This is a genomic window from Niabella hirudinis (assembly GCF_051201075.1).
GTDB classification, from domain to species: Bacteria; Bacteroidota; Bacteroidia; order Chitinophagales; family Chitinophagaceae; genus Niabella; species Niabella hirudinis.
Genome location: NZ_JBPEHJ010000018.1, coordinates 70,499 through 92,190, shown reverse-complemented (window position 1 = coordinate 92,190; position 21,692 = coordinate 70,499). Strand labels below are relative to the sequence as shown.

The 21,692-nt window shown below is 42.8% G+C and carries 17 protein-coding genes; 12 read left to right on the top strand and 5 right to left on the bottom strand.

Going from position 1 to position 21,692, the window contains the following annotated elements; translation table 11 throughout:
- The first annotated feature begins 437 nt into the window (after window positions 1-437).
- Complete coding sequence (locus GGU45_RS21125; protein WP_435228179.1) at window positions 438-1,211, top strand: SIMPL domain-containing protein; 774 nt, start codon at window positions 438-440, stop codon at window positions 1,209-1,211.
- A 64-nt stretch (window positions 1,212-1,275) separates the two neighbouring features.
- Here GGU45_RS21125 and GGU45_RS21120 read toward each other — a convergent pair whose 3' ends face one another.
- Both GGU45_RS21120 and GGU45_RS21115 read right to left on the bottom strand, forming a co-directional pair.
- Entirely contained in the window at window positions 1,276-2,937 is a 1,662-nt protein-coding gene (locus GGU45_RS21120) for a DEAD/DEAH box helicase (protein ID WP_435228177.1), read from the bottom strand.
- A gap of 95 nt (window positions 2,938-3,032) precedes the next feature.
- Entirely contained in the window at window positions 3,033-3,239 is a 207-nt protein-coding gene (locus GGU45_RS21115; protein WP_435228175.1) for a hypothetical protein, read from the bottom strand.
- A gap of 137 nt (window positions 3,240-3,376) precedes the next feature.
- Here GGU45_RS21115 and GGU45_RS21110 point away from each other — a divergent pair, with 137 nt between their 5' ends.
- Window positions 3,377-3,943, top strand: coding sequence for an RNA polymerase sigma factor (locus GGU45_RS21110; protein WP_435228173.1), 567 nt, complete (start codon window positions 3,377-3,379; stop codon window positions 3,941-3,943).
- A 7-nt stretch (window positions 3,944-3,950) separates the two neighbouring features.
- The gene (locus tag GGU45_RS21105) at window positions 3,951-5,090 is read left to right on the top strand and encodes a S1C family serine protease (protein ID WP_435228172.1); all 1,140 of its coding nucleotides are present in this window, start codon (window positions 3,951-3,953) and stop codon (window positions 5,088-5,090) included.
- Between the two features lie 64 nt (window positions 5,091-5,154).
- Here GGU45_RS21105 and GGU45_RS21100 read toward each other — a convergent pair whose 3' ends face one another.
- Complete coding sequence (locus GGU45_RS21100; protein WP_435228170.1) at window positions 5,155-5,832, bottom strand: hypothetical protein; 678 nt, start codon at window positions 5,830-5,832, stop codon at window positions 5,155-5,157.
- Window positions 5,833-6,599: 767 nt separating this feature from the next.
- Between GGU45_RS21100 and GGU45_RS21095 the strand changes: the two genes are divergently transcribed.
- The 8 genes from GGU45_RS21095 (at window position 6,600) to GGU45_RS21060 (ending at window position 16,604) form a co-directional block, all read left to right on the top strand.
- Window positions 6,600-6,947 (top strand): hypothetical protein, encoded by a 348-nt coding sequence (locus GGU45_RS21095; RefSeq protein ID WP_435228168.1) that lies wholly within the window; start codon window positions 6,600-6,602, stop codon window positions 6,945-6,947.
- A 421-nt stretch (window positions 6,948-7,368) separates the two neighbouring features.
- Window positions 7,369-8,688, top strand: coding sequence for a carboxypeptidase-like regulatory domain-containing protein (locus tag GGU45_RS21090; RefSeq protein WP_435228166.1), 1,320 nt, complete (start codon window positions 7,369-7,371; stop codon window positions 8,686-8,688).
- A gap of 425 nt (window positions 8,689-9,113) precedes the next feature.
- Window positions 9,114-10,304 (top strand): TlpA family protein disulfide reductase, encoded by a 1,191-nt coding sequence (locus GGU45_RS21085; protein ID WP_435228165.1) that lies wholly within the window; start codon window positions 9,114-9,116, stop codon window positions 10,302-10,304.
- Window positions 10,305-10,459: 155 nt separating this feature from the next.
- On the top strand, window positions 10,460-11,602 hold the full coding sequence (locus GGU45_RS21080) for a redoxin domain-containing protein (protein WP_435228164.1): 1,143 nt from the start codon (window positions 10,460-10,462) through the stop codon (window positions 11,600-11,602).
- Window positions 11,599-12,198, top strand: coding sequence for a peroxiredoxin family protein (locus GGU45_RS21075; protein ID WP_435228162.1), 600 nt, complete (start codon window positions 11,599-11,601; stop codon window positions 12,196-12,198). The genes GGU45_RS21080 and GGU45_RS21075 overlap by 4 nt, the downstream gene beginning before the upstream one ends.
- A gap of 202 nt (window positions 12,199-12,400) precedes the next feature.
- Complete coding sequence (locus tag GGU45_RS21070) at window positions 12,401-13,549, top strand: redoxin domain-containing protein (protein ID WP_435228160.1); 1,149 nt, start codon at window positions 12,401-12,403, stop codon at window positions 13,547-13,549.
- 146 nt (window positions 13,550-13,695) lie between these two features.
- Complete coding sequence (locus tag GGU45_RS21065) at window positions 13,696-15,066, top strand: TlpA family protein disulfide reductase (RefSeq protein ID WP_435228158.1); 1,371 nt, start codon at window positions 13,696-13,698, stop codon at window positions 15,064-15,066.
- Entirely contained in the window at window positions 15,066-16,604 is a 1,539-nt protein-coding gene (locus tag GGU45_RS21060; RefSeq protein ID WP_435228156.1) for a TlpA family protein disulfide reductase, read from the top strand. The genes GGU45_RS21065 and GGU45_RS21060 overlap by 1 nt, the downstream gene beginning before the upstream one ends.
- Before the next feature lie 309 nt (window positions 16,605-16,913).
- On the opposite strand, the gene priA is transcribed toward GGU45_RS21060, so the two are convergent.
- Both priA and GGU45_RS21050 read right to left on the bottom strand, forming a co-directional pair.
- Complete coding sequence (gene priA / locus GGU45_RS21055) at window positions 16,914-19,409, bottom strand: replication restart helicase PriA (protein WP_435228155.1); 2,496 nt, start codon at window positions 19,407-19,409, stop codon at window positions 16,914-16,916.
- Window positions 19,406-20,164, bottom strand: a complete 759-nt coding sequence (locus GGU45_RS21050; RefSeq protein ID WP_435228154.1) for a lysophospholipid acyltransferase family protein — start codon at window positions 20,162-20,164, stop codon at window positions 19,406-19,408. The genes priA and GGU45_RS21050 overlap by 4 nt, the downstream gene beginning before the upstream one ends.
- Window positions 20,165-20,264: 100 nt before the next feature.
- Here GGU45_RS21050 and mtaB point away from each other — a divergent pair, with 100 nt between their 5' ends.
- Complete coding sequence (gene mtaB / locus GGU45_RS21045) at window positions 20,265-21,554, top strand: tRNA (N(6)-L-threonylcarbamoyladenosine(37)-C(2))-methylthiotransferase MtaB (protein ID WP_435228152.1); 1,290 nt, start codon at window positions 20,265-20,267, stop codon at window positions 21,552-21,554.
- Window positions 21,555-21,692 lie beyond the last annotated feature (138 nt).

Here is a 21,692-nt window from a genome sequence, read left to right as displayed (position 1 = left end):
AAGCGCGCCATGAACCGCAAAGGTTTAAAATCTTAGCGAACCTTGCGGTTAAAAGACCCGGGCCGCCACAAAGCGTGAAATAGATCATTGAGGCCACAAAGACACGAAGGCTCAAAGAAACACGAAGCGCTTGAACGGCATCACTGCGTCTTTGCTCCGTTGCGCCTCCGCGTGAAATAAACTACAACGGGCGGCAAAACTCAACCGCAAAGCGCGCCATGAACCGCAAAGGTTTAAAATCTTAGCGAACCTTGCGGTTAAAAGACCCGGGCCGCCACAAAGCGTGAAATAGATCATTGAGGCCACAAAGACCCGAAGGCTCAAAGAAACACGAAGCGCTTGAACGGCATCACTGCGTCCTTGCTCCGTTGCGCCTCCGCGTGAAATAAACACGTCCTACTAACCATACCCGCCCCGTTTCCCTTAATTTTGTTCTCATGAGCAACACAGAAAACAACCAGGTAAACACATCTTCCGGCAGCCGTAATTTTATCGGTCTTGTCGTTATTGGTATCTGCATCGTGCTGGCGGGCTTTATTGTGGCCGGCGCTTACAAATACAAATTCAGAACCCGGCAAACCATCCGGGTTACCGGCAGTGCAGAAAAGGATTTTACCAGCGACCTGGTTGCCTGGAATGGAAGCTATAGCCGCACCGACTTTGATTTAAAAACGGCTTATGCACAGCTTAAGCAGGATGAAAACAATGTAAGGAACTACCTCTCCCGTAAGGGGATTACCGATAAACAAATGATTTTTTCATCGGTGAAGATCGACAAGATATTTCGTTCTAACTACAACGAAGAAACCAAATCAACTACCACTACTTTTGGCGGTTACAATCTTACGCAAAATGTAAAAGTGGAATCCGCTGATATTGCCCGGGTAGAAGCCCTTTCCCGTGAAATTACCGGGCTGATTGAAACGGGTATTGAATTAAACTCACCGGAGCCGCTGTATTTCTATACCAAACTGGCAGACCTTAAACTGGACCTGCTTGCCAAAGCGGCTGAAGATGCGCGCAAACGGGCAGAAACCATTGCAAAGAATACCGGTGGTTCTTTAGGAAATGTAGTAAAGGCCAATATGGGCATCTTCCAAATCACGGGGCAAAACAGCAATGAGGACTACAGTTACGGAGGCGCTTTTAATACTTCCTCCAAAAATAAAACAGCCAGTATTACGGTAAACCTGGAATGCGTGGTAAAATAAAAAAGTGAAAAGTAAGATGTATACATAACATTTTACTTTTCACTTCTACAGCGTATCTTACCCCCTATCCTTTCCTGCGTCCGCCGCCACCGCTCTCCGCATCATTCATACGGATCCTTCTTCCCCGGTAGTTTTTACCATCCAGGGCTTTGATCATAATACGCGCCGAATCCGAATCCACTTCTACCCAGCTATTCATTTCCTTCATATCGATCCGTCCCAGGTTGTCCTTGTTCAGGCGGCTCATATCCAGGATAAACTGCAGGAAGCTGGCCTTGTAAAATCCGTCCTTTGTGCCCAGGTTTACAAATAACCGCTGGTACTGGCCGTTGCCGCCGCTGCGTCCGCCCCGGCTGCTGCTGCGTTCCGCCGCGCGCGCGCCCTTGCGGTCATCGCCCCCCCTCAGGTTCAGATCAACAGAGTTTTCATAGTATTTCAAAAACCGGTCAAACTCCAGTGCGGCCACCCGCTGCAGCACTTCTTCCTTGCTAACGTCTTCAAACTTTTCCTGCAGTACCGGCACATAGGCTTCGTATTCTCCATGGCTGATGTCGGCCTTTAACATCTTGTCAATAAAATGAAAGAACTGTTTACGGCATACATCTTTACCGGATGGAATATCGATCTTATTAAACTTCGTATTGATCAGTTTTTCAATCTGCCGCAGGCGGTAAACCTCTCTTGGCGTTACAATGGAGATGGAAATACCGCTGAGCCCCGCCCTACCGGTTCTGCCGCTCCGGTGGGTATACACCTCCGTATCATCCGGAAGCTCGTAGTTAATTACATGCGTGATGCCCTGTACATCAATACCGCGTGCGGCAACATCTGTGGCAATGAGCAACTCAAGCGATTTCTCCCGGAAACGGCCCATTACTTTATCCCGCTGTGCCTGTGTAAGATCACCGTGCAGGGCTTCAATATCGTATCCTTCCCGGATCAGCTGTTCGGTAATATGCTGGGCATCGGCCTTTGTCCTTGTAAATACGATCCCATACATGCCCGGGTTAAAATCAATAATCCGCTTTAAGGTTTCATAGCGGTTTACATGCTGTGTCTGGTAATATTGATGCGCAATATTGGTGTTGGCAGAATTAGCTTTACCCACCGTAATTTCAAAGGGATTTTCCATATAGCGCTTGCTCACCTGCCGGATCTCTTTAGGCATGGTGGCGCTAAACAGCCAGGTGCTCTGACGGTTGGGCGTCTCTTTAAGAATAAACTCAATATCGTCCTTAAAGCCCATATTCAGCATTTCATCGGCTTCATCCAGCACCACATAATGAATATCTTCCAGGTTGATGGCTTTACGCTCTATCAGGTCAATTAACCGCCCGGGGGTGGCCGCAACTATATGCGTCCCCCTCTTTATATCGCGGATCTGCTGGCTGATGGCCGTTCCGCCATACACAGCCGTTACCCGTATTTTTTCACTTTTTTGCTTAAAAGCTTCCAGGTCATTGGCTATTTGCAAACACAATTCGCGTGTGGGGCAAATAATGAGCGCCTGGGGCGATGCAAAGGATTTGTCGATCAGCTGCAGCAACGGCAGTCCAAAAGCCGCCGTTTTACCGGTACCGGTTTGTGCCAAACCAATAAAATCCTTTGTTCCCTGTAATAAAACCGGTATTGCCTGCTCCTGTATGGGGGTGGGTGTCTGAAACCCGATTTGTTGTAACGACTGAAGTAATCCTTCTTCAATCCCCAACGATTCAAATGTAGCCACTAATATATTTTTATAAATTGAATCCGCAAAGGTACATAAAAAAAGCCACCCGCCTTTAGGAGGATGGCCCTGTTTTATTGCCGAATATAAATGACTTATTTTTTTACGGTGGTATCAACCGGCGCTACGTGGTTGGTATCAAGGTTTACCACGGTATCATTTCCTACCGCAGGAGGGGTAACGCTTGGTGCATCGATAGGAGCAGCAGCGGTAGTATCCCCGCCATTTTCGCCTTCTGCACTATTATTGCAGGCAGCAAAACCTACAGAACTGATTGCCAGAACAATAAATAATTTTTTCATTATTTTAAATTTTGAGTTAGAGATTTCATTTTAATACAAAAAAAGCAAAAAGGTAACCCATACTCTTATAAAAAAGTTTTTTCTTAGTGCCAAAGGGTTACTATTTTTAAAAAAAAGTATTAAAAATCGTACAAAGCGTGAAAGAGACGGTCTTAGAACAGGAAATATTGCTACTGAAGGGTTTAGCGCGCAATGATAAGAAGTCAGCCGAAGAAATATATAAACAGCATTACAACCTCATTCAGGCTTTGGTAGTCAACAATAATGGTACCGCCGATGATGCCCGGGATATTTTCCAGGAAGCGATGGTGGTACTGTTTGAAAAGGCCCGGTCAGGAACATTTGAGCTCAACTGCCAGATCAAAACCTATCTATACTCGGTAGCTAAACGTTTGTGGTTAAAGAAATTACAACAGCAGAGCCGGTTTACTGAAGAGTGGAATGATGCTGGCAACCTGGTAAAAGTGGATGACGACCTGGAGGCGCATGAGCAAAAAGATCAGGATTATGACCTGATGCATCATTCGATCCAGCATCTGGGCGAGCCTTGCAAAAGTTTATTGGAGGCCTTTTATTTTAAAAAGAAGAGCATGCAGGAAATTGCCGAAGCCTTTGGCTATACCAATTCCGAAAATGCAAAAACTCAGAAATACAAGTGCCTGATGCGGCTGAAAAAAATATTCTTTTCTCAATATAAAAAGTAACAGGATAATGCATGAGCATGACCATATATTGTTGACCGAAGCGGTAGAACGGTATATTTCCGGAGAAATGACTCCTGATGAGCGTTTACATTTCGAAAATTTAAGAAAGGCCGATAGCGAGATTGACCAGATGGTGGTAACTCATACCCTGTTTATGCAGCGTATGAACCGGTATCATGAATGGCAAAAATTTCATACTTCCTTAAACGAGATCCACACCGATCTTGCAACCCAGGGAAAAATTGATTCCCCGGCGCTTAAAGGCAGGGCCAAACTGGCTTACCTGTACAACCGCTATAAACGGGTGGCTTCTATCGCCGCCTCCATCGCCGGCCTTACGGCATTGATGGTTTCCGCCATTCTCTGGTCGGTTACCCCCAAGAGCCATAATGCCCAGATAGAGACCCTGAGTAAAAAATTCAGTTCGCTGGAAAACAAATCGCGCAAACAGGCGGAAGAGATCAACAGTCTTAAAAACAGTCATAGCCCGGAACCCAAAACGCCGGAGATCACCTATAGTTCAAGGGGTACCAGTTTTATGATTGACAGTAAAGGACTACTGGTAACCAACGCCCATGTGATCCAGAATGCAACAAATGTAGCCGTGGCCAGCACTACAGGCGTTGAGTACTTTGCCGAAGTGGTATATGCAGATCCAGTAAGAGATATTGCTATTTTAAAGATCACCGACAAAGATTTTAAACCGCTTCCGGCTGTTCCCTATGGCTTCTCCCGTAAAATGGCCGACCTGGCCGAACCCGTGTTTACCATGGGCTATCCCCGGGAAGATGAAGAGATCTCCTATAACCAGGGCTACCTGAGCGCCAAAACCGGTTTTAACGGCGATACCCTTAGCTGCCAGATACAAATATCCGCCAACCGGGGAAGCAGCGGCAGCCCCATCCTCAACAGCGAGGGAGAAGTAATCGGCATCTTAAACGGGCGCCAAAAAGACCAGGAAGGTGTGGCCTTCTTTATCCGGTCAAGAAACCTTTACAATATCCTCAACGAAATAAAAGGAAAGGAAAAAACAGACACCACTATTCAAAGTGTAAAATTAAATACCAAATCCGCGATCACCAATCTTAACCCCACACAACAGGCAAAAAAGATCCAGGATTACGTGTTTATGGTAAAAGTCAGTTAATCGTTTTTAGTCATCAACCAAGACCAAAGAGGGTGTCTCTGATTGAGGCACCCTCTTTATTATTTCAGGCCTGATATTTTTTGCTCTTCCTTCTGGTGTACCAGTATTTTGACAACAACTGAAGCAAAACGGCCAGTTCCGGCAACAACATCCCCACAAAATATTTTCGTGAAAAGGTGTGATGCATACCCCTTATGATTAAGACACAAAATATTCCGGCACCAAGGGCGTAAATAAAGTACAAAAACCATTTTGACGCTAAAAATGGCGCTTTATACGGTACCGTATTGTCAATTCCAGCTTCTCTGTTATGTTGTTGTACGCAATTGTACAAAAAATCCACAATGGCATTTCCGCCCTCTATAGCCTCCTTTTTATATTCCTGAGCAGAAAAATAAAAATAATAACATTTACCTGTTTTTGTTCTAAACACCGCCGTAGAAAAACGATTCGAAAATTTAAATGTGTAATTTCTAATGTCGTCTAACCCAATCACAATTGGATGCCTGAAGATTTTATTGCTTTTTTGAAAACTGAAGTAAAATTGATCCCCACGATATTCGACTTTTACATAAAACCGCACCCACAAAATCAGCACCGTTAAAATCATAACTGAAATGCCGGCACCCAAAAATAACTCAACATGCTCCGGAAATAATTCTCCCATCAACGAAGCAAGAAAAAACAATACGCAACCTATAAAAAAGATAGCACTGCCGTAAAAACAAACCCTGCCAATCATGGTCAAAAATATTTAGTATACTAATGTATCGGAAAATTATGTGTTTTCCCGAAAGACGACTCTATTCTTGGCAAATAAAAAAAAACAGAAAAAATCCAATATAGAAGATAGAAGAATGGCCAGTTAAGCCCCTGTCGTGTGGGCAGATTTCCTGAAAATGTAGCGAAACGATACTTCTGTAGTCGTTGCTGAAGCGTCCGAAGGATGCCATCTGTATAGCCCTCAGCGTTAGGTGGAAAGAAAATGCGTTGATGATGCGGCCCCGGAGGCCGTCTCAAAGGTCGCTTAAAGCATGATGTCATTCTGAAGATGTCATCCGGGGGCTTGAAGATATCATCCTGGGCTTAAAGATGTCATCCCGGGCTTGAAGATGTCATCCCGGGCTTGAAGATGTCATCCCGGGCTTGACCCGGGATCTATTCCTGGTTCAGCATCTATTGACGAACAATCATCTTTAGATACCGAAACAGCTTCCAAACCAACTCGCCGCAGTCTGGCCGGCGTGCAGGTGTCGCCTGCGCTCCATCGTTGATACAGCGCACCGATTAACCCCAGCACAGCACCGATGCCGTGCATTAAATGTTGCCATCCGCCTCAATGGCTGAGATAACAACCGTAAGCCGGGACAGAAGCCACGGCTAAATGAAAATATTTTTCCCTGATCTTATATGCTTAGTTTGTATTACCTTCAAGGCAAGTAGCTTCGGGGTTCTACCTTTATAACTGCAGCGCACCGGGGCCATTGTTATACCCAGAAATGATTGCCTATGTCCTTAGTAAAAACCATTAAGCGACTGGAGTATGCCAATTTCCTGATTAAGAAAAAAGCCACCGGCGACCTGGAAACCTTTGCCCGGAAAATGGATTTATCCAGGAGCGCGATAAAAGAGATCCTGTCTCAAATGCGGGAACTGGGAGCAACGATTATTTACGACCGTCAGCGCAAAACATACTGTTATACAGAAGAGGGCGAGTTTTGTATTTCCCGGTTTATGAAATACGGAGATGCCCTATCAAAGGAAGACAGCTCCAAAATTGGGAAACCCGAAGAACTTTGTTTTTCAGAAAAAGACATTTTTGTGCTCTGTAAAGAAATTTTTCCGGGCCAGAAATAGCGGCCCGAAGGGTTTTAGCTTTGATAGTTGAAAAGGCTTCCTATTGTTCCACCTGCAGCACGAATGATGAGGGAGTGATTATTAAAGTATTAAAAAAATTGAACAAAATGAAAAAGCTAAAATTGAACTTTCAAAACATTGAAGGAGCGCAGGTTCTTACAAGAGACCAGTTGAAAAACGTATTGGGCGGAAGCGGTTGGGGCGGAAGCGGAGGCGGTTGTTTTTTTACCTCCAATTGTGATTCAGGATATGAATGTGTTAATGGAGTTTGCACAGACCCCATGGGGCAACCCGGCGGTGGTAGTGGTAATGAGTTTTTCACATGTTACTGTCCTCCGCCCTCTACTAAGCAACCAACGCAAGTTTCCTATGCCTTCCAATGCGTTAATTATTGTAATTCTTAGATAATGGCTTTTATTTTTTGCAGCAATTCGGTTCTAGTATGAGGACAGCCGTTTTTTTACTCTATTGGGCATGGGTCGTTATCCCAACGATCCATGCCCAACCCTTGTCATTGTCTGGGACAGTAAGCGATAGTATTACCGGACAGCCTTTGGCTGGCGCCAGTGTTTATCTGGCCAACACTACTTTTGGCATTAGCACGGGTAATAACGGAATGTTTAAGCTGGCAAATATCCCTAATGGAACCTATCAGCTTGTGGTTTCATTTATCGGCTACCAAACGATAATAAGAACCATTGCCCTGTACAAAAATACATCGTTGGTTCTGCAGCTAAGCCCTCAAAGCCAGGAAATGGAGGAAATGGAGGAAATAGTGGTAACCAATAAGAAAATAAAAAAACGCATACAAAACCGATGGACAAGGATTTTCTTTAAACAGGTCATTGGCACTTCACCGTTTTCCGAAACCTGTACCATACAAAATGAGGAGGCCCTCCGCTTTAAATACAATAAGCAAGAGCGCCTGTTAACAGCTCATATTAAGGAATTATTATTGATTGATAACCCCGCTTTGGGTTATCATATAAAATACGATTTACAAAATTTCACTTATAATGATTCTACCTCAGCAATGTCCTATTCGGGTATCCCCGTTTATGAAAAGATGCAGGGCAGTGAAGCGCAACAAAAGAGGTGGCGTGAAAACAGGCAAAAAGCCTACGAAATATCCCTGCTGAAATTTATGCGGGCAGTATATCAACAGAATTTCGATACGACGTATATTTTATTCCGGCCGACCGGCCATGTTACACTCTTTCCTAACAATGAGCACCTCAGTGAACACTCAAGATTTCAAGAGCCTGAGCAGAATAAACGGTTTAGAGATATTGATAGCCTGTATGCCATTAAAAGAAATTATGTTACCAATGGGGTGAGCTATGTCAACGTTTCCCCGTCCCCTGTAGTAATAACTGCCGTTAGCTGTCGGACAGACACCGCTACTGTTGCATTGAATTTTAAAGGGTCCCTGATCGTTGAACAATGGGAGCATCATTACAATTATAAGGACGTTGTTTATAAAAACAGTCAGGATAGAAATATCTGGCAAAAAGAACTTTTGCCGGTCTATCGAAAAGAACAATATGGCGTAGTATTTCGTGTTGGTATTTTTGTTGGCTTTTCTTTCCCTACAGAGTTCTCTGGCATTTCTTTATCTGAGCCAATAGCCATCAAAGCAAATGGTTATTATAGCAATGCGAATAACCTTAAACTGCTTGGCTTATTTGCATGGACTGAAAAATTAGGCACTATGCTACCATTGGATTATTATCCCGAGTAACCCGTAAAATAAAAGACATGCAAATTCCAACTTATATTATCAACCTAAAATCTTGTACCGGGGGCAATGCCAATATCAAACAAACCAATGGCCCCATTGGAATGGGGAATGGGAAGATTTTGAAAATCCCCGGTATTCAGTTCATCGCAGGAGATACCCAATATCTGTGCTTCCCTATTTGCCGATTTCGGTCTAGTTTTATTTATCGACAACAAACTGTTTAAATGATGAAAAAACTATTTGTACTACTTTTTATTATTGAGCTCTTTCTTCCGTCAAAAACAGATGCGGCGGATAGCATTCAGATTTACCTGAGAAATGTAGATGCCGGAAATACTCCATTGAAAGTTTCCACAACAGAAGAAAAAAATTACCCGTATCTCCATAGCCAGCGCCGAAATTTTACGGTAGCTTATCATCAACCGATGAAAATAACGGTTGCCTCTTATAAAATACAGATTGCATTTAACCTCCTTACTGTTTGGAGCGGTGACACCATCAACCTGGCATTTAACAAAAACACCGGACTCGCCGAATTAGCCCCGGACAACGATAGCCTTTTTTTCTACAGTAAGCGCGTTCCCGGTTTTTATAAACAACACGTGGATCCCGGCAAATGGGCCCGGGAACATAATCCCAATTTACAGGAGCGTATAAATTATACGCAGCATTTTTTTGATCAAAGAAAAGCGCTGGTGCAGGATTTTTTCAAGGGTAAAAAAAAATCGTTACAGGATTTATTATTGCGGGAAATTGAACATGAAAAACTATACTCTTATTTAACGGACAATATTGACGACACAGACATCTTTCAAATATTAGATATGGATTCTATAGTAACTGCATATCGCTCCTTACCCACTATATTGGCAAGAAATGCGATGAATTACTATCGTTTGACCATAAGTAATTTGGCAAACTATTTAACCAAAAGGGATTATTCCGGCCTCATTCTAAGTTCGGATGACCGATACAAATATTTGCTCGTTGTTGCAAAAAAACATTTCCCAACGGACGTAGCTGATTTTATAATGATGGATGCATTGTATTATTTTCAGAAGTATCCTAAAGATGTAAATATGCAAAGTGCGGAGATGATTTGGAATACATTGCAGGCATCATCCCTTTCAGATGAATACAAAAAAACAGCTACACAATTTTACACCTCTTTTAAAAAATCATTAAAGAAACTGCCGGATATTCTGGCAGCGAGGCTAAAAACTCAAAATGGAAAATATATAAAGCTGAGAGATGTAATAAAGCAAGGGAAACCGGTGTTTATTGACCTTTGGGCTACCTGGTGTGCTCCATGCATAGAAGAAATTCCGTATTTAAAAAAAGCAGAACAAAATAATCCATCTGTTCAATTTATTTCTATTTCTATCGATGAAGACGAACCGCGCTGGCGCAAGTTCCTAAAAGAAAACAAGATGAACCCAAACAAGCATTTTCTTATGGACGATTATAAAAAAAACCTGCTTACTGACGTATATAGCATCTCCGAAGTACCACGATTTATGATTTTTAACGCAAAAGGGAATTGCGTATCATCCAATTTTAACCGGCCAAGTGAACCAGATTTTAATGCCGCATTGCAAAAGATTTTGAAGAATTGATTAATGGACATAAAGCGACTATTCTTAATGCTACTTTTGTACCTTGTGAAGAAATTTCTCCAGACCAGAAATAGCGGCCTTGTACTTATTACGATGCAAACGGGAACGAACGATCAAGAACGACCGTCAACAACTTCAGATCAATATCGAAAACCATGCGAACATTAGTCATATTTTTCTCTTTATCAATCTCCTTAAGTATCTCCCACGGAAAAATATTCTCTCAGAACCAATTTCAGCTATCTGGAAAATTTGATAACCTGAAGGATGGCAAACTTATCATTAAATTAATGATTGAAGGCTATAGCACCGACACAATAACTATTAAAAACCATGCTTTCAAATACCGGGGATCTATTGCGCATCCTTCTATCGCGAAGTTATACCTGAATCCGTTTGAAACAGACTATGATGCGGCTGAATTAATCATTGTTCCGGGACAAACATCCATCAAATTACAAAAAGATCGTCTTAAGTACTTTCAACTTCAAAACGGAACGAAAATACAAAAGCAGCTTGTTGATTTAACAACAAAAAAAAAGCCATTTCTTTTGGAAACGGAGCTTTTGGAAAAGCAACTAGAAAAGGATACCGGAGCCTATCTGCCCCGGGACAGTATTCTGCTGCAATTGACGCTATTAAGAAAAGAAATATCAAATCTGGACTCAGTTTTTATCGTAGAAAATCCAAGATCACCTATTAGCGCATTCCTAATTGCCCAAAACTTAAAATTCGAACGCTTTACCCTGGGCAATGTGGACAACTATTATAGACAGTTTCCATCATCAATACAAAAAAGCGTTTTTGGAAAAGAGATTTTTGAGAAATTACAAATCGCTGATAAAATTTCAAAAGGCAAGCCAGCCCCTTCATTTATCGCCAATGATCTACACGGCAAAGAAATAAGGCTGGAGTCATTAAGAGGGAAATATGTTTTGCTGGATTTTTGGGCGTCCTGGTGTTTTCCTTGCCGAAGACTCTCCCCTTCAATAAGAAAGTACTATAATTCCGCAGCCCAAAAGAATTTTGAAATAATAAGTATTTCCTGCGATGATAACGTTACAGAATGGAAAAACGCCATCATAAAGGATCAAACAACGGGTTGGATTAATGTGCGGGACAAAAAAAACAGTCTTTTTAATAAATATATGGTAAGTGGTATTCCTGTACTCATCCTGATCGACCCGAAAGGTGAAATAATAGACCGCTTTGAAAGAGGAGAAAAAGGTTATCAAACCGCGCCGATATTGACGCTATTTCCTCTTTTAGAAAATCTCTTGAAATTGAACATTGAATGATCGTTAGCTTAAAGTCCGTTTTGCTTGTAGTTTTGATTTTCATGATGGCCCATTGTGATAGCACCACAGTTCCAGAAAAGAAGCTCCCTTTGCCCTTAAAAACGAAAGTTAGTGCTTCTGACTCTGTGGTTCAATCTGAAATCAAAAAGCACCTAAAAAAAAGCACCGCCCTAATTGGCACCCGGTATCCTTTTCTGGGATTATTATCTCAGGAAACCGGTATTGCTTCCGATATTCTATCACAAAGAGTGGTCATTCTTAACTTCAGCTTTTCGAGTTGCAGACCCTGCATTCTGGAACTAGATGGTTTAAAACTGCTTTATGAAAAACTGAAAGACAATAAAAACGCGCTGTTTATATCCATAACACCTGATGACAGTTCTACCTCCAATGAGTTTGTCAAACAGTATAATCTCCCTTACACCCCTATTCCTGTTAAACGAGTCATTTGCAGTAAGCTTAATTTTGAAAACGGCTACCCAACTAATATTATTCTGAAAGCCGGAACTATAAAAAAAATACACTCAGGAGGATTTGCAACAAAGCAGCAAAGTAGCGATTTTTTTAATGAAAGAATTTATCACGGAAACCGATGATATGTTAAGTTCAATGTAAGATCCAAGCCTTTGTATCCGTCTAAACTATCTTTTTCTATCAACCTCATTTATTGCTCAAAAACCTACAAAAGGCGAAAAATAGTAATCCCTTCAACAATGCAAGAACATAAAAAAGCAAGGAAACTTTCTTATCTTCAATATAGTTTTAACACCACGCCAGCATATATAATTTCTATCTGCAATGAAATACCTTATTCTATTTTTCTTCCTGACTCCCGTTTCAACGCTTTGTCAAACAAATCAGTCAGCGCAAATAGAAGATCAACTAACTATCAGTGGAGAAATTTCAAATGCATCAACCCCGCCCCGGTATATATATGTAATATATGCGGATACAGAAGGTGGCATTGACAGCTCTTTAGTTACAAACAATAAATTCAGGTTTTCTAAAAAAATAGCAACAACTACCTTACTTACACTGTACGCAGCGGATCCCCGTGATATCAACAATTTGCGCGAAGAAAATATGCTTACGATAGAAACAGAACCCACACATATAAAAATACATTCCGGAACGTCTCTATCCAACTCAGTTATCGTTGGTTCAAAGGCAAACGAAGAACGCAAGGTAATAGACGAATTAGATCGGCCATTTTATCAGGCTTTATCACCACTTTTTAAGAAAAAATCCCGGCAAGAGGCGCTGAAAAACGCGGATAGCGCCGCTTTCTGGAAAGACGAGATCAATAAAGAAACGTACAAACTCGCCAACTTTTACTATCAATATATCATCAGCAATCCCAAGTCCTATCTAAAACTGTTCTTAATTGCTGACTACCTCAGGACCTTGCCTACCAACGTCAAAGAAAATGATATTGATAAGATTGATACGCTCTTCCATCTTCTATCGCCATCAGATAAAAAATCAATACTGGGTAAAAAAGTGGAAAGGAAAATCGAATCACTAAGATTTGGGGTGGGCAGCAAGGCTCCCAATTTTACCCTAAATGATGTTTTAGGTAATGCAGTTTCCCTAAAAGACTTAAAACAGAAATATTTATTAATTGATTTTTGGGCTTCCTGGTGTGGCCCCTGCAGGCGGGAAAACAAAAACCTGGTTGAGGTATATAAAAAGTATAAGAAGAAGGGGTTTTCAATTGTTAGCATTTCTTTGGATGAATATTCCAAAAAAGAAGACTGGATGAAGGCCATTAAAAACGATGGGTTGATATGGACACAGCTGTCCGACCTAAAAGGCATGGAAAGCCCCGTTGCCCGCCTTTACAAGGTTGCCCAACTTCCACAAAACTTTCTTGTTGATGCCAATGGCATCATCATCGCAAAGGATTTATACACAAAAGACCTGGAGGAATTTTTGGGTAAAAAATAATGCCCCAAGCAGAATAAACATCTCTAAATTTCCATAATACAATGAGCCGCCCAGCCATATTGATTCATTAGAGCCCCGGTCTTAATTTGAACCGGCTTCTAATTCTTTTTATATTTGATGGAAGCAACATAATTAAATACCCGCGAATGGCATTTCGTATTTGTTTTATTTTTTTATTTCTGTCCTTAATCCCTGAAAGGGTACGGTTACAAAATCCGGCTTCCAGGGCCAATACCGTAATATTAGAAGGCACGGGGATCAACTTTTCAAAAACAGTGCCTATTGAAAATATTTCAGATATTGGAGAATTAATATTGTCCGATGTTGCCTTTCAATTTTCGATTGACTCCAATAATCATTTCAAAATTGTGCTGCCGCTTGAAACAGCCTCCTACTTCAGGATCGGCAGAAATATGTTGTATCTTGAGCCCGGAGACAGTATGCAGGTTTTCTTAGACAGATCGTATCCCGATTCCGCCCGGTTTTCGGGAAAAGGTTCAGCCGCTAACATTTACTTAAAAGGCACCCCATTTCCAAAAGCCGGTTCCTTCATCAAAGCCGGCGATGGTATCAGCGGCAGGTTTAGGTCTAACTGGAACAACATTTTGTTATGCGCTAAGGAGAGAACGCGGTTACTACAATCCGCTGAAAATATCAGCGCCGTCTTTAAAAAGCTTGAACTTGGCCGGATAAAATCTGATATCATCAACAGCCTGTATTATATGCAGCTCTACTATGAAGATGTACTGCCAAAAGATTCGCTAAAAACATACCTGGAAGAATATGACCGCCTGGCGCCTCCTTTGTTAAAAAAATACGCAGCTGGATTTTACGACTCCCAATTGCTGGTTCATCCTGTATACCGGAACATTCTAAGAGTTGTAAAGAACTATTCCAGCCCCGACACAAAAACAGCCGCAGCTCCGATTGAGGACTGGCTGCTCGCAAAAAAAATCAGCGATCAATTAAAACAGGCACCAAATACAGACTCGGTGAACAGCCTTGCAACCGCAATAGATAACATTAGGAGCCCCAGGTATAAAGAGGCAATTCAAAATGCATATACTCAAAAATCGTTTCAATTTATTGACGGGCAAAAAGCTAAAACATTCCCCGCTGTTGATGCTGCTAACAAAGCCGTATCCATTGATGATTGCCGGGGTCGTGTAATTTATATAGACCTATGGGCCACCTGGTGTGGACCTTGTATAGCAGAACAGCCCGCCTTTGAGCGCCTTAAACAGGAATATGCTGATAACAACAATGTTGTATTCATTTCTTTATCGATTGATGAGGATATAAAAAAATGGAATTCATATATAAAATCAATGAACCTGGAGGGAAACCAATGGAATACCAATCGCCTGAATCTAAAAGATTATTTTGTGGAAGAATTACCCCGGTACCTGATTATTGATAAAAATTTTAACGTAAGCCGGATCTTTGCACCAAAACCATCCTCAACAGACACAAGAAAGATAATCGACTCCCTGATAAGTCACCCAAAACAGCCATAATGAAATTTTATTCTGTACTATTAAGTTTACTGATCTTTAACCTTTGCTTTTCGCAAGCGGATTTGCCCGAAGAAATGGAAAGCACCGTCGAAAATCAGGAAACAACAATAGTAGCCATATTAAAACCCGGTGGTAACATAGGGTTTAATTACCTCAATCTTTTTACCAGATATGTCGCTTTAAAAAACTACTCCAATACAGATACTACTATCATTAAAAAAATACTTATAAAAAAACCGTCTCATCTCAGTCATCAAAATATCATCATGCAGATAGGCGGCCCACCAATACTACGAACACACAATTTATTACTACTTCCAGGAGACAGTGTTGTGCTTAAGCAGAAAGAAGATGGAACATTTATGGTCCAGTATTCATCGGGGTTTTCAAATTTTATTGATAGAATAGTAGAAATTCCGGGTAGTTTTATTTCGTTTGACAAAAAGCAACTGCAGAAAAGCCTGGAATCAATCGGCATAGAAAAAACAATCCAAAACATTGAAGCAACTTTTCGAAAAAACGAAAATGTCATTAAAAATCTCAATCTTTCAGCTAAATACGCAAATGGACTACGTGCATTTAACAAAAATATAAAATACACGGAGCTATCCCATTTGCTATCAGCCAATACACCTATCAGTCCAAAGGTTGCAGACAGCTTATATGATATCATTCTTAAGCATAATAAAGACCTTGGTTTATCAGACGCACCAAGCAACCTATCAATCGCTAAGGAAGTAGTTTTTTACAACGTTCGAAAAAAAACAAAAACGGCTCCAAAAGATTTTTGGGCGGATATTTTTAAGGTCGACACTCAAATGAGACAATCCGCTTATTATAAGCAGTATTTAATTTCATGCGTAGCGGGAACTTTTGCAAATGACTACAAGACAATGAACGAAGTAAACGGAAAACTTCGGGCGGTCCGGGCACAAAACATTTTTTTTGACACATTGTACCAATTAACAAGTATTTTGTTAGGGACATCAACCGATTTCAAGAAGGCAAAAGAAAATCTGAAAGCATTTAACAATGGAAACTTTTCTTTCTTGTTGGAAAACAGTGAAAAGTCGGCAAATCATGAAATGAAAAACATCAATGTCTTACCGGCAGTTAATTTGTATGATTTCTCCGGAAAAAAATTCGATTTCAAAAATATGGTTATGGATAAAAAATATAAATTAACGATTGTTGACTTTTGGGCTAGCTGGTGTATTCCTTGTATCGGACAATTCCCCTATTTAAAAAAAATCGAAAAACAACTCAAAAACAAGCCCATAAACTTTGTAACTATTAGCATAGACAATGAAGCCGATACTGACAAATGGATTACCGTTTCAAAAAAGAGCAACATTTTTTCCACACCCCATCAGTATCGATTAGAAAATTTTAAGACCTCTCCATTAACCAAACTTTTGGGTTTGGGCCAGCTTCCCCGGTTTGTAGTTATTGATGCAAAGGGGAAGGTAGTAAATGATGACTTTTATAGACCAAGCGACCCAATTTTTGAATTAGAATTATTGAAATATCTGAATTAGCAACTGCAATAAATCAGCATTTATTCAAATGAATTTCTATCTGCAATGAAATACTTTATTTTATTTTTCTTCCTGACTCCTGTTTCAACGCTTTGTCAAACAAGTCAGTCGGAGAATCAATAAAGAAACGTACAAACTCGCCAACTTTTACTATCAATATATCATCAGCAATCCCAACTCCTATCTAAAACTGTTCTTAATTGCTAAAAGGCATGGAAAGCCCCGTTGCCCGCCTTTACAAGGTTGCCCAACTTCCACAAAACTTTCTTATTAACAAAAAGTTGTTTTGTCATCAACAAGGATGCCCGGCTATATCGTATCCACATCCGGAATGACCACCACCGATTTATAACGCGGCTCCTGGTGCAACAAGGCCACATGATGGAGTACATCTTTTTTGCACTGTTCAATCAGCCGGGTGCTTCGCGGCAGCTTTAGCAGCAACTCCATCAGGTATTGGTTACGTACTTTATTAATAAGGGGTTCCGAGGGGCCGGTGATATAATTTCCATAGCGGTCCTGGAGCCCCGTGGCAAACCAGGCGGCCGCATCGCGCACCACGTCCCTGATCTTGTTTTTAAATATAAGCCGGATCAAACGGGTATAAGGAGGATAGCCAAACTGCTCCCTTTTGGGCAATTCATCATCAAACAAGGCCCGGTACTCATGCCGCTGCACCCGCAACAGCACCGGATGCTCCGGCTGGGCGGTTTGTATCAGCACCTTGCCGGCGCCATGTTTTCGCCCTGCCCTTCCGCTTACCTGCTCCATCAGCTGAAAAGCACGCTCATTGACCCGGAAATCTGCGAAAGCAAGAATGCCATCGGCATCCACAATGCCTACCAGTTCCACATGTTCAAAATCCAGTCCCTTTACCACCATCTGCGTTCCTACCAGGATGTCCAGTTTCCGCTGCTCAAAGTTCTGTATCAGCTGGTCGTGCGCATGTTTGCCCCGCACCGCATCAATATCCATACGGCCCACCCGGGCGCCGGGAAACAACTCCTGCAACGCCTCCTCTACCCGCTCTGTTCCAAATTGCTTCCGGATAAAATCATGACTGCCGCAAGCGGGGCAGGTAACCACCAGGGGATAGCTGGTACCGCAATAATGACATACCAGCTTGTTATAAACCTTATGATAGTTCAATGATACATCACAGTACTTACATTGAGGCACCCAACCGCAGCTATTACAGCGCTGGTAAGGCGTGTAACCCCTCCGGTTCTGAAAGAGGATCACCTGTTTTTCCCGCCCGAGCGAGCCCCGGATACTATCTGCAAGAAGCGGAAACAGGATGGTGTCCGCAAATTCTTTTGTACGGAATTTGCGCGTATCCACCACCCCAATCTGCGGAAGTTCCATATTCCCAAACCGCTCGGTGAGCGTCACCAGTCCGTATTTTCCATTGAGGGCGTTGTTATAGGATTCAAAAGAAGGCGTGGCGCTGCCCAATACCACTTTGCACTGGCTGAAGAGGGATGCAAAATAAATGGCCGCATCCCGGGCATGATACCGGGGGGCGGGTTCCATTTGCTTATAAGAGGTATCATGCTCCTCATCGCACACAATCATTCCGAGGTCATGAAAAGGGAGGAACAACGAAGAACGCGCGCCCAGCACCACTTTCAGCGATCCGTCTCTTACTTTATTCCAGATCTCCACCCGTTCGTTCTGCGAAAACCGGGAATGATACACGCCGATATGTCCTCCAAAATGCTGCTGCAACCGGCGGATGGTCTGCGCCGTTAAGGCAATCTCGGGCAACATATACAGCACTTGTTTCCCTTTGCGGATCTGCTCTTCGATCAGATGAATATAAATTTCAGTTTTCCCGCTGGAAGTAACCCCGTGCAGCAGACAAACATCTTTTTCTTTTAATGCGCTCCGGATACGTTCCAAAGCGGTGGCCTGTGCCGCGGATAATTCAAAATTGATCCGGATATCTTTTGGCAGCAGCCGGATCCGGTCCACCGCCCTTTTTTCCAGTATCAGCACGCCCTTGTCGGCAAGCCCTTTCAATTGCGCTTCGCTGGCGCCGGTTTTTTTTAACAGCGCCTGTTTGGTGATGGTGCCTTCCGTTTTTTTAAAATGCAGGTACCCCAGCAATAATTCCATCTGTTTTTCGGCACGCTGCAGGCGGGGATCATTATTGAGCAATTGCTCCAGGGCCTGCTCATGATCATAATCAGGATGCAGCAGCACAAAGGTCTCTTTTTTAGGATTATAGCTTTCCTTTAAAGATTCCCAAACATAGCAGATCTTTCCCTGGATCAGGCGGTTTACCACGGGGTATACATGATTGCTTTCCAGGATCTGCTGCACTTCGGCCAGCTTCAGTTCCTTTCTTAAGAGGAGGGCTTCCGCCACCAGGAAGGCGTCCGTGTCCAGCTCCGTAAAATCATCCCCTGCTTCTTCATTAAACACCAGTATGGTTTCGCTGCTCAGTTTAAAATGCGCGGGCAGTGCGGCGGCCATCACCTCCCCTTCTGTGCACATATAATAACGGGCCATCCACTCCCAAAGCTTCAGTTGCGATTCAAATACAACCGGCACAGCATCCAGCACATTGACGATCTCCTTGGCTTCAAAGAATTCCGGTGGCGTCCGGTGCACCCGTTTGATTACCCCCGCATATTTTTTTGATTTACCCAGGTTCACTTCTACCCGGCATCCTACGATGGCGGCGGCTTTTAGCTGCTCCGGAATCGCCCAGGTATAATTCAGCGGCAATGCCAGCGGAATGACGACCTCGGCAAAATCTGTTGCAACCGCCACCGGATGATATGGTATCTCGTTGTTCATCTGTTCCTTGCTTTACCGGGGGTCCAGGTAACATTATACTCTGTTAACTTTTGTGCCATCAGTGCAAAAACCTTTTGTTTTAATTGTTCATGATCCCTCATTCCAAAACCATCTACCGGCACTTCATCCAAAAACACGACCCGGCATTTGCCCGGATTCAGGGAAAACCGGCTGGTATAGGGCATGCGGTCATAGGTATCCAGGAACAGTACCGGACGCACCGGCGTTTGGGTTTCCAGCGCCAGCTTAAATGCCCCGTTATAAAAATCTTTCAAAGGCCGCCCCGTTTCATTAAAAGTACCCTCCGGAAAAACAAAAATAGAAATTCCTTTATTGATCACCGATCGCAAAATACGGATACTCTTCGCCCTTCCCGCAGCCGATTTGCGGTCGACCGTTACAATAGCACGCTTATAAATAAACCCAAAAACCGGCACCTTCCCCATTTCCACCTTACCCAGGGCGCGCATCGGCTTGCGAAACACTTTTACCATCACCGGAATATCGAGGTAGGATATATGATTTGCGATCAGGATGTATTTCTTTTCCCTGTCAAATGGTGCGTCAAAGGATTTTTGTACCCGTATCCCGATCAGGGTGAACCAGATATCGGCCCAAAGGGTACAAAGCGCATAGATTACATTTCCGCCCTTTATCCTTCCCAAAAAGGCAGCCAGGATACAAAGCGGAAAAATAAGCAGCATAATGATGAGAAACACCGCCGCCGCATAGATCGTATACAATAATCGCAACACCCCTCAAAAATAGCGGCTTATGATAAAATAACACCTGGATATTTCTCAACAATCTCCAAAAACGCCTTATCGGCTAAATTTCCGTAATTTTGCAGCCCTTATGCACAGTGCAAAAACAGTGGCCTTCCACACGCTTGGTTGTAAACTCAACTATTCAGAAACCTCCTCCATTTCCCGGTTAATGGAGCAGGAGGGTTTTGAAAAAAAGGAGTTTACGGATATTGCAGATGTGTATGTGATCAATACCTGCTCAGTAACTGATAATGCCGATAAAGAGTGCCGCCAGCTGGTGCGCCGCATTCAGCGAAAGGCTCCTGAAAGCATGGTAGTGATCACCGGCTGCTACGCACAGTTAAAACCCGGGGAAATTGCAGATATTCCCGGCGTGGACCTGGTACTGGGGGCTGCGGAAAAATTTAATATTATAAAGCATATCCGGGAATTTGCCAAAAATGACTCCGCAAAAATATGCAGCTGCGATATTGAAGAAGTAACGGGGTTTCAAAGCTCTTATTCGATTAACGACCGCACCCGTACCTTTTTGAAAGTGCAGGACGGCTGCGATTACACCTGCTCCTTTTGCACCATCCCCATGGCCCGCGGCAAAAGCAGGAGCGCATCAATTGATGCAGTAGTTAACGATGCCCGCTCCCTGGCGGCTTCTGGCGCAAAGGAAATTGTACTTACCGGCATTAACCTGGGCGATTTTGGAAAAGGCCCCGATGGCAATGCCGCAGCAGCCATCAACGGCCGCAGCGAAAACTTTTATAAACTGATACAGGAGCTGGACCAGGTTGAAGGAATCGACCGGTTCCGGATATCCTCCATTGAGCCCAACCTTCTTGGAAACGAAATTATTGAGTTTGTAGCCGGCAGCAGGCATTTTATGCCTCATTTTCATATTCCCCTGCAAAGCGGCAGCAATGCCGTTTTGGGTGCCATGCGCAGAAGGTATAAAAGAGAATTGTATGCAGAACGCGTGGGCCTGATCAAAACGCTGATGCCTCATTGCTGCATTGGGGTAGATGTAATCGTGGGATTTCCCGGCGAAACCGATGCGCATTTCCAGGAAACCTATGATTTCCTGCATCAGCTGGATGTATCTTACTTCCATGTTTTCACCTATTCTGAAAGAGCCAATACCCATGCACTTTCCATCGAACCGGTAGTGCCGGTGCCCGTTCGTAACGAGCGCAATAAGATACTGCGCAACCTGTCCTATATGAAAATGCAATACTTTGAACAACAGCATACAGGGCAAACCCGGAAAGTATTGTTTGAAAACCATCATAAAGCCGGTATGATGGAAGGCTATACCGACAACTACATCCGTGTTACCACCCCTCATCGTACAGCTTGGGAAAACCAAATCATTGACTGGAAATTATAGATTTTTGACTATTGATGGTTTATTCCCATATTTAGTTTTGTTGATCCCAACCAGTTAGCTGCACGGCTTTTTACATTAACATTTCGTTCTTATTTGCCGGTACGGCATGGTATTGTATTTGCTTTTCTTCTCATGAAG

Coding starts and splice junctions, on each gene's coding strand:
- GGU45_RS21125 (WP_435228179.1), top strand. CDS start 438: ATGAGCAACACAGAAAACAACCAGGTAAACACATCTTCCGGCAGCCGT.
- GGU45_RS21095 (WP_435228168.1), top strand. CDS start 6,600: ATGTCCTTAGTAAAAACCATTAAGCGACTGGAGTATGCCAATTTCCTG.
- GGU45_RS21080 (WP_435228164.1), top strand. CDS start 10,460: ATGCGAACATTAGTCATATTTTTCTCTTTATCAATCTCCTTAAGTATC.
- GGU45_RS21100 (WP_435228170.1), bottom strand. CDS start 5,832: ATGATTGGCAGGGTTTGTTTTTACGGCAGTGCTATCTTTTTTATAGGT.
- GGU45_RS21075 (WP_435228162.1), top strand. CDS start 11,599: ATGATCGTTAGCTTAAAGTCCGTTTTGCTTGTAGTTTTGATTTTCATG.
- GGU45_RS21065 (WP_435228158.1), top strand. CDS start 13,696: ATGGCATTTCGTATTTGTTTTATTTTTTTATTTCTGTCCTTAATCCCT.
- priA (WP_435228155.1), bottom strand. CDS start 19,409: ATGAACAACGAGATACCATATCATCCGGTGGCGGTTGCAACAGATTTT.
- GGU45_RS21070 (WP_435228160.1), top strand. CDS start 12,401: ATGAAATACCTTATTCTATTTTTCTTCCTGACTCCCGTTTCAACGCTT.
- GGU45_RS21085 (WP_435228165.1), top strand. CDS start 9,114: ATGAAAATAACGGTTGCCTCTTATAAAATACAGATTGCATTTAACCTC.
- GGU45_RS21105 (WP_435228172.1), top strand. CDS start 3,951: ATGCATGAGCATGACCATATATTGTTGACCGAAGCGGTAGAACGGTAT.
- GGU45_RS21060 (WP_435228156.1), top strand. CDS start 15,066: ATGAAATTTTATTCTGTACTATTAAGTTTACTGATCTTTAACCTTTGC.
- GGU45_RS21115 (WP_435228175.1), bottom strand. CDS start 3,239: ATGAAAAAATTATTTATTGTTCTGGCAATCAGTTCTGTAGGTTTTGCT.
- mtaB (WP_435228152.1), top strand. CDS start 20,265: ATGCACAGTGCAAAAACAGTGGCCTTCCACACGCTTGGTTGTAAACTC.